Origin of the sequence: Arthrobacter dokdonellae (assembly GCF_003268655.1) — a bacterium.
Classification (GTDB): domain Bacteria; phylum Actinomycetota; class Actinomycetes; order Actinomycetales; family Micrococcaceae; genus Specibacter; species Specibacter dokdonellae.
The window spans coordinates 2,377,961-2,392,158 of the sequence record NZ_CP029642.1; the positions used below are offsets into that span (position 1 = coordinate 2,377,961).

The 14,198-nt window shown below is 68.8% G+C and carries 15 protein-coding genes and 1 pseudogene; 9 read left to right on the forward strand and 7 right to left on the reverse strand.

Annotation, left to right across the window (positions count from 1 at the left end; translation table 11 throughout):
- Positions 1–6: 6 nt before the first annotated feature.
- Both DMB86_RS10590 and DMB86_RS10595 read right to left on the reverse strand, forming a co-directional pair.
- On the reverse strand, positions 7–891 hold the full coding sequence (locus tag DMB86_RS10590; protein ID WP_113717742.1) for an AAA family ATPase: 885 nt from the start codon (positions 889–891) through the stop codon (positions 7–9).
- Between the two features lie 27 nt (positions 892–918).
- A complete protein-coding gene (locus DMB86_RS10595; protein ID WP_113719483.1) occupies positions 919–1,677 on the reverse strand; it encodes an ankyrin repeat domain-containing protein in 759 nt (252 codons plus the stop codon).
- Between the two features lie 363 nt (positions 1,678–2,040).
- Here DMB86_RS10595 and DMB86_RS10600 point away from each other — a divergent pair, with 363 nt between their 5' ends.
- The 5 genes from DMB86_RS10600 to DMB86_RS10625 all read left to right on the forward strand — a co-directional run bounded on the left by DMB86_RS10600 (position 2,041) and on the right by DMB86_RS10625 (position 6,203).
- Complete coding sequence (locus tag DMB86_RS10600; RefSeq protein WP_113717744.1) at positions 2,041–2,382, forward strand: YciI family protein; 342 nt, start codon at positions 2,041–2,043, stop codon at positions 2,380–2,382.
- An 83-nt stretch (positions 2,383–2,465) separates the two neighbouring features.
- Positions 2,466–2,759 carry a DUF503 domain-containing protein gene (locus DMB86_RS10605; RefSeq protein WP_113717746.1) on the forward strand — a complete coding sequence of 98 codons (294 nt, stop codon included), beginning with the start codon at positions 2,466–2,468 and terminating at the stop codon, positions 2,757–2,759.
- Complete coding sequence (locus DMB86_RS10610) at positions 2,752–3,288, forward strand: HAD domain-containing protein (RefSeq protein ID WP_113717748.1); 537 nt, start codon at positions 2,752–2,754, stop codon at positions 3,286–3,288. The genes DMB86_RS10605 and DMB86_RS10610 overlap by 8 nt, the downstream gene beginning before the upstream one ends.
- 4 nt (positions 3,289–3,292) lie before the next feature.
- A complete protein-coding gene (locus DMB86_RS10615; protein ID WP_113717750.1) occupies positions 3,293–4,876 on the forward strand; it encodes a phytoene desaturase family protein in 1,584 nt (527 codons plus the stop codon).
- A 412-nt stretch (positions 4,877–5,288) separates the two neighbouring features.
- Complete coding sequence (locus DMB86_RS10625) at positions 5,289–6,203, forward strand: alpha/beta hydrolase (protein WP_227878308.1); 915 nt, start codon at positions 5,289–5,291, stop codon at positions 6,201–6,203.
- 33 nt (positions 6,204–6,236) lie between these two features.
- Here the strand turns inward: DMB86_RS10625 and DMB86_RS10630 are convergent, their stop codons facing one another.
- The 3 genes from DMB86_RS10630 to DMB86_RS10640 all read right to left on the reverse strand — a co-directional run bounded on the left by DMB86_RS10630 (position 6,237) and on the right by DMB86_RS10640 (position 9,105).
- Complete coding sequence (locus DMB86_RS10630) at positions 6,237–6,893, reverse strand: DUF1684 domain-containing protein (RefSeq protein WP_113717752.1); 657 nt, start codon at positions 6,891–6,893, stop codon at positions 6,237–6,239.
- A gap of 6 nt (positions 6,894–6,899) precedes the next feature.
- The gene (locus DMB86_RS10635) at positions 6,900–7,922 is read right to left on the reverse strand and encodes an isopenicillin N synthase family dioxygenase (RefSeq protein WP_113717753.1); all 1,023 of its coding nucleotides are present in this window, start codon (positions 7,920–7,922) and stop codon (positions 6,900–6,902) included.
- A 166-nt stretch (positions 7,923–8,088) separates the two neighbouring features.
- The gene (locus DMB86_RS10640; RefSeq protein ID WP_236783370.1) at positions 8,089–9,105 is read right to left on the reverse strand and encodes an alkene reductase; all 1,017 of its coding nucleotides are present in this window, start codon (positions 9,103–9,105) and stop codon (positions 8,089–8,091) included.
- Positions 9,106–9,285: 180 nt separating this feature from the next.
- On the opposite strand from DMB86_RS10640, the gene DMB86_RS10645 reads away from it, so the two are divergent.
- Both DMB86_RS10645 and DMB86_RS10650 read left to right on the forward strand, forming a co-directional pair.
- Positions 9,286–10,407, forward strand: a complete 1,122-nt coding sequence (locus DMB86_RS10645) for an alcohol dehydrogenase catalytic domain-containing protein (protein ID WP_113717755.1) — start codon at positions 9,286–9,288, stop codon at positions 10,405–10,407.
- A gap of 94 nt (positions 10,408–10,501) precedes the next feature.
- Positions 10,502–10,846 (forward strand): VOC family protein, encoded by a 345-nt coding sequence (locus DMB86_RS10650; RefSeq protein ID WP_113717757.1) that lies wholly within the window; start codon positions 10,502–10,504, stop codon positions 10,844–10,846.
- Between the two features lie 66 nt (positions 10,847–10,912).
- On the opposite strand, the pseudogene DMB86_RS21525 reads toward DMB86_RS10650, so the two are convergent.
- Positions 10,913–11,026 (reverse strand): annotated as a pseudogene (locus tag DMB86_RS21525) (GlsB/YeaQ/YmgE family stress response membrane protein); the annotation flags it as partial.
- A 210-nt stretch (positions 11,027–11,236) separates the two neighbouring features.
- On the opposite strand from DMB86_RS21525, the gene DMB86_RS10660 reads away from it, so the two are divergent.
- Together DMB86_RS10660 and DMB86_RS10665 are read left to right on the forward strand one after the other, a co-directional pair.
- Positions 11,237–12,232 carry an alpha/beta hydrolase gene (locus DMB86_RS10660; protein WP_227878309.1) on the forward strand — a complete coding sequence of 332 codons (996 nt, stop codon included), beginning with the start codon at positions 11,237–11,239 and terminating at the stop codon, positions 12,230–12,232.
- A gap of 54 nt (positions 12,233–12,286) precedes the next feature.
- Positions 12,287–13,201 carry an alpha/beta fold hydrolase gene (locus DMB86_RS10665; protein WP_113717761.1) on the forward strand — a complete coding sequence of 305 codons (915 nt, stop codon included), beginning with the start codon at positions 12,287–12,289 and terminating at the stop codon, positions 13,199–13,201.
- Positions 13,202–13,241: 40 nt separating this feature from the next.
- Here DMB86_RS10665 and DMB86_RS10670 read toward each other — a convergent pair whose 3' ends face one another.
- Positions 13,242–13,994 (reverse strand): glycosyltransferase family A protein, encoded by a 753-nt coding sequence (locus DMB86_RS10670; protein ID WP_113717763.1) that lies wholly within the window; start codon positions 13,992–13,994, stop codon positions 13,242–13,244.
- Between the last annotated feature and the right edge of the window lie 204 nt (positions 13,995–14,198).

The window sequence follows — 14,198 nt, forward strand, 5'->3', positions numbered from 1 at the left end:
GCACGGTCACCCCAGCATCCTGGCCAGCGCAGCCGTGACGCGCTCGGTGTCCTCGCGGTACTTGCACAGGGCGCCGATGCTCGCCGCCGCGGACGCCAGGTCCAGCTCGGCGCGTCCCAGCTGGTGGATGGCCCGAGCCCAGTCCAGGGTTTCGGCGACGCCCGGGGGCTTGAGGACGCCGTCGGTGGCGCGGATCTGCTGGACGGTGCGCACCACCTGCGCGGCCAGCAGCGCGGGCACCTGGGGGAGGCGCGTGCGCACAATCTCCACCTCGCGGGCCAGTCCGGGGTGGTCGATCCAGTGGTAGAGGCAGCGGCGCTTCAGCGCGTCATGGAGGTCGCGCGTGCGGTTCGAGGTCAGGACCACGATGGGCGGCGTGTCCGCCTTGACCGTGCCAAACTCCGGTATGGACACCTGGTAGGTGGAGAGGACCTCGAGGAGGAACGCCTCAAACTCGTCGTCGGCCCGGTCGATCTCATCGATCAGCAGCACTGCCGGGCTTTCCTGGAGCGCCTTCAGGATGGGCCTGGCCAGCAGGAACCGCTTATCGTACAGGCTGCTTTCCAGCTCCGCCGTGCTCAGGCCGGAGCCGCCGCCGGCCTCCACGCTGCGCAGGTGCAGGATCTGCGCCGTAAAGTCCCAGTCGTACAGGGCCTGCGAGGCATCGATGCCCTCGTAGCACTGGAGCCGGATCAGCGGCAGACTGAACGCCTCCGCGAGGGACTCGGCCAGCGCCGTCTTGCCCGTTCCCGGTTCGCCTTCGAGCAGCAGCGGCCGCTCCATGGCCAGGGCCAGGTATCCGATGGTGGCCAGGCCGTCGTCGGCCAGGTAGCCGGTGGCGGCCAGCCTGTCCTGCAGGGTGGCAGCGGAAAGGATCGACGTCTTCGTCATGGCACCAGCATAGGGCCATGGGCGGGACTAGCCGGGCCGCGCCCGCTCCCAGCCGGCGGGGCGGTCCGCGGCGCTGAGCGCGCCCAGGGCCTGCAACCAGGTGGCTAGGTCCGCAGCGTTGCCGTGCCGGGCCGCGTCGAGCGGCGTCAGGTCCTCCCAGTCCGGCCGCCAGTTGATGTCGGCCCCCTGGCGGTGAAGGTAGTGGGCGGCAACCAGCTGGCCGCCGTGGCAGGCGTGCCAGAACCCGTCGTTGATCTCCTGCTGGCAGGGCGCCCTGCCGTCGGCGAAGCAGTCCCGGATGCGCTGGCGCAGGCCCAAGGCCGCGGCCTCGCGCAACGTCATGTGGGCCCCGTGGTCGATCAGGTCCCGGGCGGCCTGCCATTGGCCAAACCCGACGGCGTCCGACAACGGACTTCCGCCGTCCACGACGGCGCCGGCAGCCTCGATGTCCGCACCCGAGTCCAGCAGGGCTTCGAGCGCCTCGATGTCATTGCAGCTGGCGGCCCAGTGCAGCGGCGTTTCGGGAAAGCTCCCCGTGCAGCGCGCATTCACGTCCGCCCCCGCCGCCGCCAGCGCGGCGATGGTCTCGGCGCAGCGGGGGTAGTGCCCGGGCGGGCAGGTCGCTATGTGCAGGAGTGTCCGGGCTGCACCGTGGGGGTCCGGCGTTGCGAACCTGGTCCGGGCCATGTCGGGGTGGTGACGCAAGATTCGCCGGACCGTCTTGAGGCGGCCCGACTGGATGGCCCGGACCAGGGTGTCCGGGGGCGGCTCTTTCACATCAATCATCTGTTCACCGACTTCCGGCCCGGGGGCGTGCTGGCCTGCTGCCATGGGGAAGGAACGCTGGGGGTTCCATGGGGCCGTGTGGCGGTGCTGCCGGGGGTGTTGCACGAGGGATACGACGCGTCTAATCCTGGTTCCCCACCCTGCGCGGAATGGGGACAGGCGGTGCCGGGCTTTTTTGTGGAAAGCAGGCCAGCGGGTCCATGAATTTCCTTGACGATGTGGGGCGTGAAGCGGACCGGCTCGTGGTCCAATTGTACGCGCCGGACGCTGCGGATGACGTGCGGGAGCTTGGGGGCTTTCGCGTAGCGCGCCCATTGGCGAGGATGGATTCCATCCGTGAAGTGCGATCAAGGAGTCGACACAATGACGAAGTACCTCATCTCGTTCCCGAGTGCAGCCATGGTTTTTCCCGACGAGGACCTGCAGGCAGTTTCGGATGCCGCGCACGCGGTGGTGCGGGAGGCGAGGGATGCCGGCGTGTGGGTGTTCAGCGGCGGGATTGATGAAAGCGTGGCGCCCGTCATGGTCGATGGCGACGGAACCGTGACCGAGGGCACCTACACGCAGACGAAGCAGCTCGAAGGCGGCTACACGGTGCTGGATCTGCCCTCTCGCGAGGCGGCTCTGGGATGGGCCGCGAGGATCGCGGCCGCTTGCCGCTGCGCGCAGGAGGTGCGTGCGTTCCAGTACGACCCCGCGGGCTGACGCCGTCCGTTGCGGCAGCCCGCATGCGCCCCCATGGCCGTCCGGCCCTGTGCCTCCGCGCGGTGCAGGAGGACGATGGAGCTATGTGGATCGGCTGGATTGAATGTGACCTGTTGCTGGGCGACGTCCATTCGCTCAAGGAAAAGCGGTCCGTGCTGCGCCCCGTGATTGCGGAGGTGCGCAGGCGCTTTGACGTTTCCGTCGCCGAGGTGGGGCTGCAGGATCTGCACCGGCGCGCCGTCATCGGGGCCGCCCTGGTGGCAGCGGACCGGGCCCACACGGTGGAGGTGCTCGACGCCGTCGAACGTTACGTGGCGTACCGCCCGGGAATCGAGCTGCTCGAGGTGCAGCGGCGTGAGGTGACCGGCGATGACTGACGCGGCCCGCGCCGCCGTCTACCTGGACGTGGACGGGGTCCTCTGCCCGTTCGGCCCCGGGGAACGCTCCGACTGGGAATCCGCGTTTGAGTACGTGGACATCGGGATGCTGGGCATCCACTACGCGCCGGGGCTGGTCGGCGAACTCAACCGGCTCTCCGCCCGGCCCGGCGTGCGCTTTGTGTGGCTGACCAGCTGGGAGGACCTCGCGCCCAGGTACCTGTGCCGGGCCATCGGCCTCGACGGGCGGAAATGGCCCGTGCTGCGTGCCGGCGAGCAGTCCGGCGGCGCCGGCTGGTGGAAGCTGGAGGCCATCCAGCGGGACATTGAACGGCGCAGCCCGCGGCGCGCGGTGTGGATCGACGACCAGCTCGACTACGAGGAGTCGGCCGCCGCGTGGATGTCCATCCTGGGCCGGGGTATTCTGGGCATCTCGCCGGATCCCCGGCGGGGCATTGCGCCCGCGGACCTCCGGCGCATCGAGGCCTTCCTGGACGGCGGCTCGGAACCGCGCCCACGCGAAAGGTGAGTCCATGACCCCCACCACCCACGACGTCGTCATTGTCGGCGGCGGGCACAACGGGCTGACGGCGGCCGCGTACCTGGCCCGGGCCGGCAAGGGCGTGTTGCTGCTGGAACGGGATGGGCACCTTGGCGGGGCCGCGGTCTCCGCCACGGCCTTCAAGGGCGTGGACGCGCGGCTGTCCCGCTATTCCTACCTGGTGAGCCTGCTGCCCAAGCGCATCATCGGCGAACTGGGGCTGGACCTGCAGCTGGCCAGGCGCCGCTTTTCCTCCTACACGCCGGACCCCGGAGGCACGGCGGCCGGACTCCTCGTGGACCACGGCGACGCAGGAGCGAGCCGGGCATCCTTCGCCGGGCTCGGCGCCGGGGCGGACTATGAGGCCCTTGCCGGTTTCCACGCCAACACCGCACGCCTCGCCCGGGCCCTCTTCCCGACCGTCTGCGAACCCCTGCCGACCCGGTCCGAGGCGCGCCGCCTGCTCGGCGACGACGCCCTCTGGGACGAGTTCGTCGAACAGCCGATCGGCCGGGCCATCACCGCCCGCTTCAGCAACGACACCGTGCGCGGACTGGTCGCCACCGACGCCCTGATCGGCACGTTCACCTCGCTGGAGGACCCGTCCCTGGCCGCGAACCGCTGCTTCCTCTACCACGTCATCGGCAACGAAACAGGGGACTGGGACCTCCCGATCGGCGGCATGGGAGCTGTCACCGCCGAACTCGAGCGGGCGGCCCGCGACGCCGGCGCCCGGCTCCTGACGGGAGCCCTCGTGACCCGCGTGGCCGACGACGGCGAGGTCACGTTCCGCCGTTCCGGCACGGACACTGTGGTCGCCGGGCGCCACGTGCTCGCCAACGTGGCCCCGGCCGTGCTCCGGGGTCTGCTGGGCGAAGCGGAGGCAGGCGTTCACGGCCCGGAGGGAGCCCAGGTCAAGGTCAACCTCATGCTGCGCCGGCTGCCGCGGCTGCGCGACGAATCCGTTTCACCGGCTGCCGCCTTTGGCGGGACCTTCCACATCAATGAAGGGTACGGGCACTTGGAGGAGTCTTTCCGGGCAGCAGCCGGCGGGGCCGTTCCGGCGCCGCTGCCGTGCGAAATCTACTGCCACTCCCTGACCGACCCCAGCATCCTCTCGCCCGAACTCGCCGGCGCCGGGGCGCAGACGCTGACTGCCTTCGGGCTCCACACCCCGCACCGATGGCTCACGGGGGCGAACAACGGGGCCATGCGGGCACAGCTTCAGGCAGCGGTGCTGGCATCGCTGAATTCGGTGCTGGCCGAACCCGTCGAGGACCTGCTGCTCAGGGATGCCGACGGCAACGCCTGCGTGGAGACCAAGACGACGCTTGACCTGGAGCAGGCCCTGAACATGCCCGGCGGCAACATCTTCCACGGCCCGCTGGACTGGCCGTTTCTGGAGGACGGGGCCCCACGCGACACCCCCGCCCGGCGGTGGGGCGTGGACACGGGCCATGAACGGATCTTCCTGTGCGGCTCCGGGGCACGGCGGGGCGGCGGAGTGAGCGGGATCGGCGGGCACAATGCGGCCATGGCGGTCCTGGCGGACCATGCCGCCGCTGTGGCGCCGTAGCTCCCAGGCGCGCTACGGCTTCGGCAGTCCGGCAGTCTTGGCGGCGAAGGGTTCCGCCTGTTCGGTTTCGATGGCCTCGAGCACCAGGGAGGCGGCGCATTCCGCCGTGTCCGGCGCAAGGCCGGTCCGTGCATGGCGCGGCCGGCGTTGCTGACCAGGATGTCGAGGCGCCCGTGATGAGCGCAACCTTGCCGTCAGCCTTCATGGTGGTGCTCTTTGTGGTGGTGTACCAAACGATGGATCCGACGGCGCCCAAACCGAAGAGGATGCGTGGATTTCACAGCCGGAACCTCGCGGTAAGGCTTAACGTTTAGATATGGGCGAAAGGGTTCATGATGGGTCTGGCAGCGCATTTTCCTCCGGCCGCATGGTCCGGGGCATGTTGCGCCGGGTGCCCGTGTGGGTTTGGCGCATGTACATGCACGCGATCAGCAAGGGCGAGCGGCAGCATCTCAATGTGGATCCCGTCGCCGGGGTTCTGCAGTGGCACGACATTGACTTCGTGGGCGACCATATCCGCTGGCACCGGCTGGACGTCATCGCACCGGACGGCAAACGTGCCGCGGAGGGCCACCTGCCGGTGTACGTCTACTTCCATGGGGGAGGCTGGACGTCCGGCGACAAGGCTTCGCTGACGAAGTACTGCGCGAGCCAGGCAGCATTCGGCCTGGTGGTGGTCAACCTGAACTACCGCATGGCACCGCATTTTCATCTGGGCCACGTCCTGGAGGACGCCAATGCGGCCCTTGCCTGGGTCGGCGCCCACATTGGAGAATTTGGCGGGGACGCCCGGCGGATAGTCCTCGGCGGGGACTCCGCGGGCGGACAGATTTCCGCGCTCACGGCTGCGGCCACGTTTCGTCCGGAACTGGCCGAACATTATGCGCTGAAACCGGCCTTGCCAGCCAACTCGCTCAAGGGACTCGTGCAGCATTGCAGCATCGTCGACTTCTCCGTGTTCTTCGACAAGGGCTTTGTGCTGAGCCTGAACTTCATCCGCATGCTCCTGCCCCACGACGGACAGGGCAAGGGCAGCTGGAAGGAAAAACACAGGCTGCGGGAGGAGTCCCATTACATGTCACCCATCGAGTGGCTCGACTCCCGTTGCCCACCGGTGTTCATCACCACCTCGGAGCGGGATTTCTTCTACACCTCCAACATGAACTTCATCGACAGGCTCTCCCAGCACGGGGTTCCCGTGGATTCCCTCGTCTATGGCTGGAAAAGCGCCAACACCGAGCACACGTGGCAGCAGAACTTCCGTTATCCGGAATCCCAGGAGGTGTACGGGCGCATGCAGTCCTTCATTAGGAGGGTGACCGCCTGATTTCCGTGCCGTCCAAGCTGTTCGACGTGGTGATCAGCCGGCCAGCTCCGGCAGATACAGCTCCCCGGCCGGAACGTCCGCGGCCACCCGGTTGTCCGGCCCGGGCAGCGGGCACGCCCAGGCACCGTCATAGGCGCAGGACGGGTTGTACGCAAAGTTGAAGTCGAGGGTGAACGCTCCGTCGGCGTGCCCCAGGTAGGCGCCCTTGATCGTGTCGATCAGGTAGCGGCCGGCCCCGTAGCTGCCGCCGGGTTTGCCGGAGCCGGCGTCCCGGAACGGGACAAAGATGCCGCCGCCGTAGCTGCGCAGCCGCCACGCCGCCAGGGATCCCACGCCGGTGATGCTGAAGGTGCCCAGCCGTTCAAACGGGACCGTGCCGTCGGTGCCGGTGCGCACCAGCATTTCCTCCCCGGCCCCTTCGGGCAAGAGCTGGCAGTCGAAGCGGAAGGCGGGGTCGTAGGGCGCCACCGCAAGCCCCCGGAAGCGGGCCTTCTTTTCCTCGCTCAGGGCCGACGCCGGGTGGCTGGCGAACAGTGCGTCCCGCTCCCGGACCCACAGCGCGTGGGCCGCTGCGGCGCCGTCGCTCCGGGCCGTGCCGCGCACCTGGGAGTAGAGCTCGAAGGTGCGCAGCCGCCAGTCCATGATGGCGGTGGCGGCGCTGCCTGCCATGGCCGCGGACGGGGCGTCCATGTCCGGTTATCCGCCCAGTTCGGGGTAATGGATGGCCGCCGTCTGCGGATGGGCCCGGACCCAGCCCTTGAGCACGTTGGCGCCGTAGGAGGACAGCATGGGGTTCTCGGGGTCGTCGGTGACGCCGCGGGCCTCCGCGGCAAGTTCCGCCGGCAGCGGCACCGTGTCGATGACGGCGTCGAGCCGCGGCGACCAGAAGAACGGCACGGAGTAGCGGTCCACGCCGGGCGCGGGCGCGGTGACGCGGTGGATGGTGGCCATGAGGTAGCCGTTGGTGGCGACTTCCAGCATCTCGCCCAGGTTCACCACCAGGGCGCCCGGGATGGGTTCGACCGCGATCCAGTCCTCCTGGCCGTGTGGCTGGACTTCCAGTCCGCCCACCCCGTCCTGCAGCAGCAGGGTCACGAAGCCGTAGTCGGCGTGGGACCCCACGCCCTGGGTGCCCGCTTCCGGCACCTGGCCGCCCACGTAGTGGACCAGCTTGCCCATCCATGCCGGGGTCCCGGCGAACGGTTCGGCAAAGTAGTCCTCCGGCAGGCCCAGGACGGCACTGATGCCGGCCAGCAGCTCCGCGCCAATGCCCGACATGAGCGCCGCCCACTGCCCTGCGGCCCGTTCCAGTTCGGGGTATTGCGCAGGCCACTGGTTGTGTCCCTGCAGGCGCAGGAAAAGCTTGTCCGCCGGCACCTGCGCCAGCGGTTCGCGGTCCGGGCCAAAGTCGATTTGTTCGCGGGAGTCGGCGCGGCCGCGGGTGATCTCGGTGCCAAGCCGCGTGTAGCCGCGGAATTGTGCGGAGGTGCGGTTGTCCAGCTCCAGGCGCTGCTCCAGCGGCAGGCGGAAGAACCCGGCCAGCGTGTCCAGGAGCTCCTGCGCCTGGCCGGGCCCGGCGCCGTAGTTGGTGACCTGGAAGAAACCGACGTTGTGGGCGGCGTCGCGCAGGGCGTCGATGAAGGCCGGGGCGAACTGCCCGTCCGGGGTGCGTGCGGCGGACAGATCCAGGACGGGGACCGAGGTGCGTGGTGTGCTCATATACCCAGAGTGCCCCCGGCGGGACTGAAATGGCTAAGGAATATTTCCCTTTGTTGCGTGCCCGACTTGCGCGGCCGGAAGGCATGTGCAGCGCAAAGTTCGACGGCGGCACCCGCCGGGGCGCCGCCGTCGAACGTTATACGCTGGAAGGACCTGTTTCGGAGTGTTAGTTCGCCCAGAACGGGTAGTCCGTGTACCCCGAGGCACCCTCGGTGTAGAACGTGGCGCGGTCGGGCTCATTGAGGGGCAGCCCCTCGCTCCAGCGGCGGACAAGGTCGGGGTTCGCCAGTGCGGGGCGGCCCACCACCACGGCGTCGCCCCAGCCGTGGGCGGCGACGGCCTGCGCGTCCTCGAGCGTGGTGATGGTGCCGAAGCCGGTGTTGACCAGGAACGGGCCGCCAAAGGCTGCGCGCAGTTCCTGGACCAGGGACCCTGAGGGATCCGAGTGCAGGATGCTCAGCCCGGCCAGCCCCAGCGGGGCAATTTCCTGAAGCAGGGCCCGGTACGTCGCCAGCGTGTCCGAGGCGTCCGTCTCCAGGGCGCCCTGGACGTTGTGCTCGGGGGAGATGCGCAGCCAGGTCCGCCCGGCACCGATGGCGGCTGCCACGGCTGTGACGGTCTCGACGACGAACCGGGCGCGGTTCTCCGGCCGGCCGCCGTACGCGTCGGTGCGCCGGTTGGCGGACGGCGCCAGAAACTCGTGGAGGAGGTAGCCGTTGGCGCCGTGGAGTTCCACGCCGTCAAACCCGGCTGCCATCGCGTTGCGGGACCCCTGCACGAATTCCTCGATGACGGCGGGCAGCTCCTCAGTGGTGAGGGCGTGCGGCACCGGGTAGGGGGCCTTGCCGTCATAGGTGCGCGTGAGCCCGTCGACGGCGACAGCGCTGGGCGCCACCACCTCGCGGCCGCCCGTGTTTCCGGGATGCGTGACCCGCCCGGCATGCATCACTTGCGCAATGATCAGCCCGCCTTCCGCATGGACGGCGTCGGTGACGCGCTTCCAGCCGGCAAGCTGATCCGCGGTGACGAGCCCCGGCTGGCGCACAAAGCCCTGGCCGGCAAAGCTCGGGTACGTCCCCTCGCTGACCAGCATGCCCATGGAGGCACGCTGGCGGTAGTACTCCACGACATCGTCGCCGGGGACGCCGTCGCGGCCGGAGCGGGAACGGGTCAGCGGCGCCATGACGAGCCGGTTGGGCAGTTCGAGGTCGCCGAGGGTCACGGGGGAAAACAGGTTCACATGCAGCTCCAAGATCGGGAATGGGTTCCGTTGGCGTCAACGCCCCGTGTTGCCCCGACTATTCCCCGGCCCTTCGGTGCCCGGCCGGGCGGGGGTACATTGGGATCCATGACGGATCAGTTGATGACCAGCGCCGTGCTTCATTCCCTGGGGGCAGCCCGGCCCTACGCCGGGAGCCGTCCCCTGGTCCTGGAACGGATTCCGGTGCCCGCGCCGCGGGCGGGGGAGCTGCTCGTCAAGATCGAGAGGGCCAGCCTGTGCCATTCCGACCTGTCCGTGGTGGACGGCTCCAGGGTCCGCCCGCTGCCCATGGCACTGGGGCACGAGGCCAGCGGGACCGTGGCCGCCGTCGGGCCCGGCGTCCCGGACGTGAAGGACGGCGACCGCGTGGTCATGGTGTTTGTGCCCGGTTGCGGGGACTGCCGCGCCTGCGACGCCGGCCGGCCGGCTCTGTGCCACCGCGGCGCGGCGGCCAACGGAAGCGGCGACCTGCTGCACGGGGAGGCAGTGCTGCGGACCGTGGACGGGGAGCGGATCAACCACCACCTGGGCGTCTCCGCCTTCTCGGACTACGCCGTGGTGGCCCGGGAATCCGCAGTCGTGGTCGACAACGACGTCCCCTTCGACATTGCCGCCATGTTCGGCTGTGCCGCCCTGACGGGAATCGGGGCGGTGCTTAACTCGGCCAAGGTGTCCGGCGGAGAATCAGTCATCGTGTTTGGCCTCGGCGCCGTGGGTCTCATGGCCGTCATGGGCGCCGCGCAGGTTGCCGGGACAACGGTGATCGCCATCGACCCCCTCCCGGAAAAACAGGCGCTCGCGGCGCGCTGCGGCGCACGCGCGGCCGGTGCCCCGGCCGATGCCGAAGCCCTCGTCGCCGAACACGCGGGCGACGGCGTCGACGTGGCCATCGAGGCCGTGGGCAGCGCCCGGGTCATGGAATCCTGCCTGGGCCTGCTCACCCGCGGCGGCGCGCTGGTCTCCGTAGGGCTGCCGCATCCGGACCAGGTGCTGAGCGTGCAGGCCTTGCAGTTTGCCGGCATGGGCAAGCGGCTGCTCGGCTCGTACATGGGGGATGCCAACCCCGCCCGGGACATTCCCGCCTACCTCCAAATGTGGCGCGATGGCCGCCTCCCGGTGGAACTGCTGCACACCGACACCAGGCCGCTGGCGGAGATCAACGAAGGACTGGACGCGCTCGCCGACGGCCGGGTGGTGCGCCGGCTCTTCACCCTTGCACCCTAGGCCGCCGCTGGAGGGGTGAATCCCTTGCGCCGGCGCGCCGGCGGAGGGAAGCTGGTGGGGCAGGAATCCATCCCATGCTCCCGGAAGGTTCGCCATGTCCAACTCCGTCAACTATTTTGAAGTCGGCACCCCTGACCCGGCGGCCAGCACCGCCTTCTATTCGGGAATGTTCAACTGGCCCGTCGGTCCGCCCTCCGAGGCCCGTTACAGCATGGTCGACGGCGACCGTGGCGGCCTATGGGACACTTCGACGATGGGGGGAGGGAACTGGGCAATCTTCTACGTCCAGGTGGACGATGTCGCCGAGAGCATTGAAAAGGCCGTCAGCCTGGGCGCCACCGTTGCCGTCCCCCTCGTCGACAACGGTGCCATTGAGTTCGCCCACCTGGTCGACCCGCAGGGAAACCGTTTCGGCGTCTGGCGCCCCAGGGACGCCTAGTGGACGTGGAGGTGGACCGGCACCCACGGGTGCCGGTCCACCTTGACATAAACGTTTGATAGGCGGTTAGGCGGCCGACTTGGAGCGGCCGGTGATTGCGCCGTAAATGCCTGCGACAACCAGGCCGCCGACGATTGCGCCGACAACGCCCAGGATCAGGCTGGTGATCCAGCCTCCGCCGAATGCGGATTGCTTTTATTGCTTTTCCGATATGACAAAACCGACTAAATGAATCGGTCTTGACCACAACTTAGTCCCGCGCCGTGCCTGCGTTCAGTCACGTGGCCGATGTGCAACACGGCCGCGGGAATGCATTGCGCGCAGATCCGCCTGCGCGCAGGGCATCTGGTGATTCAGGTCCGTCCCTGACGCGCGGCGTACCCTTGTCCCATGGAAGGCCCTGATCCTGGTGGTCCCCGCGGCACCTTTGCTTTCGGACGGCGTGCCAGGCTGGTGCTGCGCCGGGTTCCCGTCTGGGCGTGGAGGCTGCTCATGCGCGCCGTTCGGGACGGTGAAATATCGCGTTTCAATGTGGACCCCGTTGCCAGTGTGCAGCATTGGCCGGAAATGGACTTTACGGGTCATGAGGCCTCCGCTGCCCAGCGGCTTGACGTCATGGCGCCCGACCCCGCTCCCCAGGGACTGCTGCCCGTGTATGTGTACTTTCACGGTGGAGGATGGACCTCGGGGGACAAGGCCTCACTGACCAAGTACTGTGCCAGCCAGGCCGCGGCCGGGATGGTGGTGGTCAACGTCAACTACCGCAAGGCGCCCCGGTTCCATCTGGGCCACGTGCTGCAGGACGCCAACGCGGCGCTGGGCTGGGTGCGGCACAACATCGAACGTTTTGGCGGGGACCCCCTCCGCGTGGTGCTTGGCGGCGACTCGGCTGGCGGCCAGGTCGCGGCGCTTATAACGGCCGCCACGTTTCGCCCGCTTTTGGCCCGCCACTATGACCTGGCACCGGCACTGCCGGCAGCACACCTCAGGGGCCTGGTGCAGCACTGCAGCGTGGCGGACTTCTCGGTGTGCTTCGATCCGGGTTTCGTGTTAAGCCTGAACTTCATCCGCATGCTCATCCCCACGGGCGGCGACGCCAAGGACAGGCTGCCCCTGCGTGAGGCCGCCCACTACATGTCGCCCATCGAGTGGCTGGACTCGCGCTGTCCGCCGGTGTTCATCACCACATCGGAGCGGGATTTCTTTTACACCGCCAACCTGAACCTGATCGCCAGCCTGGAACGCCACGGGGTCGTGGTCGAGAAGATGGTGTACGGCTGGAACAGTCCCAACACCGAACACACCTGGCAGCAAAACTTCCGCTTCCCTGAATCCCAGGAGGTGTACCGGCGCCTACAATCCTTTGTAAGCAAGGTGGCGCACTAAGCCCTCGCCCGGATGTCCGCCCGGGCCGCCCCGACCAGGACCGGAAGTAGCGCAATGGCCGAACAGGAAGACCCCACACTGGATTCCGCAGAACAGCTGGACGCCAAACTGCAGGACTTTGATTGGGCCCGGCTTCCCAGTGAATTCAACCGCTGCACCTTTGCCGCACCGAGCGGTTCGCTGGCCATGGCCCAGCTGGGCGACCCGGCAGGGCAGCCCGTGGTCCTGGTTCCCGGCGCCACCGGTTCCAAGGAAGACTTCGCCCTCATGATGCCCATCCTGGCCGGGGCCGGCTATAACGCCATCAGCTTTGACCTGTCCGGCCAGTACGAATCTGCCGGGGCCGGCCCCGAAAACCTCACGCCCGCCCGCCTTCACTACAGCTACGCACTCTTTACGGACGATCTCGTGGCGGTGCTGCGCGACGCCGCCGCCAAGGCCGAAAGGCCGGCGCACGTGGTGGGCTATTCGTTCGCCGGCATTGTCGCCGGTCTCGCTTTGGCCAAGCAACCGGACCTGTTTGCGAGCCTGACCCTGCTCGGGTGTCCGCCGCTTGCCGGGCAAAGCTTTCGCGGCATCAGCAGGATCGGCCCGCTGACCGGCCTGGCAGGAGGCCGGACCGGGGCGGCCCTGATGATCTGGGGGATCAAGGCCAATGTCATCCCTGTGCCGGCCGGCAGGCTGCGCTTTGTGAGGGACCGTTTCCAGCTCACGCGCCGCCAGTCGGTACGCGACATGGTCGGACTCATGCAGCACAGCCCCGACCTCACGAAGGTGCTCGCCGGCGCGCCGCTGCCCAAGTTGGTCGCCGTGGGCGAGCACGATCTTTGGCCCACCCGCCTGCACGCCGGCTTCGCCGCGTCCATCGGGGCGAGCCTGGCCGTTTACCGTTCGGGTCACAGCCCGTGCGAGACCTCGCCGCACCAGCTGAGCCGGGACCTGCTGGCCCTCTTTGCGCGGGCAGCCTGAAGCGCGGCCGGACCGGGAGCCGGCCGGCCCCCCAGGCAGTTCACGGACCCTGCTGCCCGGGCGGCCGGCGTCGTTCCCGGCGCCGGCGCAGTGGCGGCTCGGCCCGGAACTCCCAGCGGAGCGTCGCCCACGCCATGGACAGCCTCAGGCCCAAGGCGCCCCACGACCGGAAGGGCCGGGCGGAAACAGGCATGCGCATCCCGGCGTCGAAGAGCACCTGCATGTCCGGGCGCACGCGGTAGGAGATGTCGAGGTCGTCGTGGACCAGGGGCGAACCGCGCAGCACGCGGGGGCCGATTCTCGCCCAAACGTCGGCGGTCATGGCGAAGTTGGAGCCGAAGACGGGCACATGGCCCAGCAGGAAGCCCACTGCGTGGAAGTAGCCGCCCAGGTAGAGCGTGCGCCCCAGCCCGCAAACCAGCTTGTTTGCGCCGTAAAAGTCGCCCGGCCCGGTCACGAGAGACAACGGCCCCGCCTCTTCCAGGGTGTTCTCCAGCCGTGCCAGCCAGCCTGCGGGCGGCCGTGAATCGGCATCCAGCCGGGCCAGGATTGCCGCACCGGACTGGGCTGCGGCATCAAACCCGCGGGCAGAGGTGGGCGCAATGCCCGGCGGTGCGGAGAGGATCCGCTGGACCCCGGCGGCCGCACAGACTTCGGCCGTGTTGTCCGTGCTGGCATTGTCCACCACGATGATCCGGTCCGCCGGCCTATCCTGAAGCGCCAGCAGGGCCAGACAGGACTGAAGCATGGCGGCGTCGTTGCGGCACGGAATGACGACGGCGATCCGGGTCATGTACCGGCCCTGCAAAGGTGCTGCCCAAAACCGCCGCTGCGCGTCATGATGCCACCCTACAACCGGGCCACCACGAGAAACCGGGCCCGGCGCACAGCCTGCGGCTCCGCGACCCGGCGCACAGCCTGCGGCTCCGCGACCCGGCCCACAGCCTGCCGCCGCACATGACAGGAAATTCCCAGCTCCTGGCGGCGGCAGCGGCGT

What these genes read in the sequence shown, in the direction of transcription:
- DMB86_RS10590 (WP_113717742.1), bottom strand. Translation starts at nt 891, where the DNA reads ATGACGAAGACGTCGATCCTTTCCGCTGCCACCCTGCAGGACAGGCTG.
- DMB86_RS10595 (WP_113719483.1), bottom strand. Translation starts at nt 1,677, where the DNA reads ATGATTGATGTGAAAGAGCCGCCCCCGGACACCCTGGTCCGGGCCATC.
- DMB86_RS10600 (WP_113717744.1), top strand. Translation starts at nt 2,041, where the DNA reads ATGACGAAGTACCTCATCTCGTTCCCGAGTGCAGCCATGGTTTTTCCC.
- DMB86_RS10605 (WP_113717746.1), top strand. Translation starts at nt 2,466, where the DNA reads ATGTGGATCGGCTGGATTGAATGTGACCTGTTGCTGGGCGACGTCCAT.
- DMB86_RS10610 (WP_113717748.1), top strand. Translation starts at nt 2,752, where the DNA reads ATGACTGACGCGGCCCGCGCCGCCGTCTACCTGGACGTGGACGGGGTC.
- DMB86_RS10615 (WP_113717750.1), top strand. Translation starts at nt 3,293, where the DNA reads ATGACCCCCACCACCCACGACGTCGTCATTGTCGGCGGCGGGCACAAC.
- DMB86_RS10625 (WP_227878308.1), top strand. Translation starts at nt 5,289, where the DNA reads ATGTACATGCACGCGATCAGCAAGGGCGAGCGGCAGCATCTCAATGTG.
- DMB86_RS10630 (WP_113717752.1), bottom strand. Translation starts at nt 6,893, where the DNA reads ATGGACGCCCCGTCCGCGGCCATGGCAGGCAGCGCCGCCACCGCCATC.
- DMB86_RS10635 (WP_113717753.1), bottom strand. Translation starts at nt 7,922, where the DNA reads ATGAGCACACCACGCACCTCGGTCCCCGTCCTGGATCTGTCCGCCGCA.
- DMB86_RS10640 (WP_236783370.1), bottom strand. Translation starts at nt 9,105, where the DNA reads ATGGCGCCGCTGACCCGTTCCCGCTCCGGCCGCGACGGCGTCCCCGGC.
- DMB86_RS10645 (WP_113717755.1), top strand. Translation starts at nt 9,286, where the DNA reads ATGACCAGCGCCGTGCTTCATTCCCTGGGGGCAGCCCGGCCCTACGCC.
- DMB86_RS10650 (WP_113717757.1), top strand. Translation starts at nt 10,502, where the DNA reads ATGTCCAACTCCGTCAACTATTTTGAAGTCGGCACCCCTGACCCGGCG.
- DMB86_RS10660 (WP_227878309.1), top strand. Translation starts at nt 11,237, where the DNA reads ATGGAAGGCCCTGATCCTGGTGGTCCCCGCGGCACCTTTGCTTTCGGA.
- DMB86_RS10665 (WP_113717761.1), top strand. Translation starts at nt 12,287, where the DNA reads ATGGCCGAACAGGAAGACCCCACACTGGATTCCGCAGAACAGCTGGAC.
- DMB86_RS10670 (WP_113717763.1), bottom strand. Translation starts at nt 13,994, where the DNA reads ATGACCCGGATCGCCGTCGTCATTCCGTGCCGCAACGACGCCGCCATG.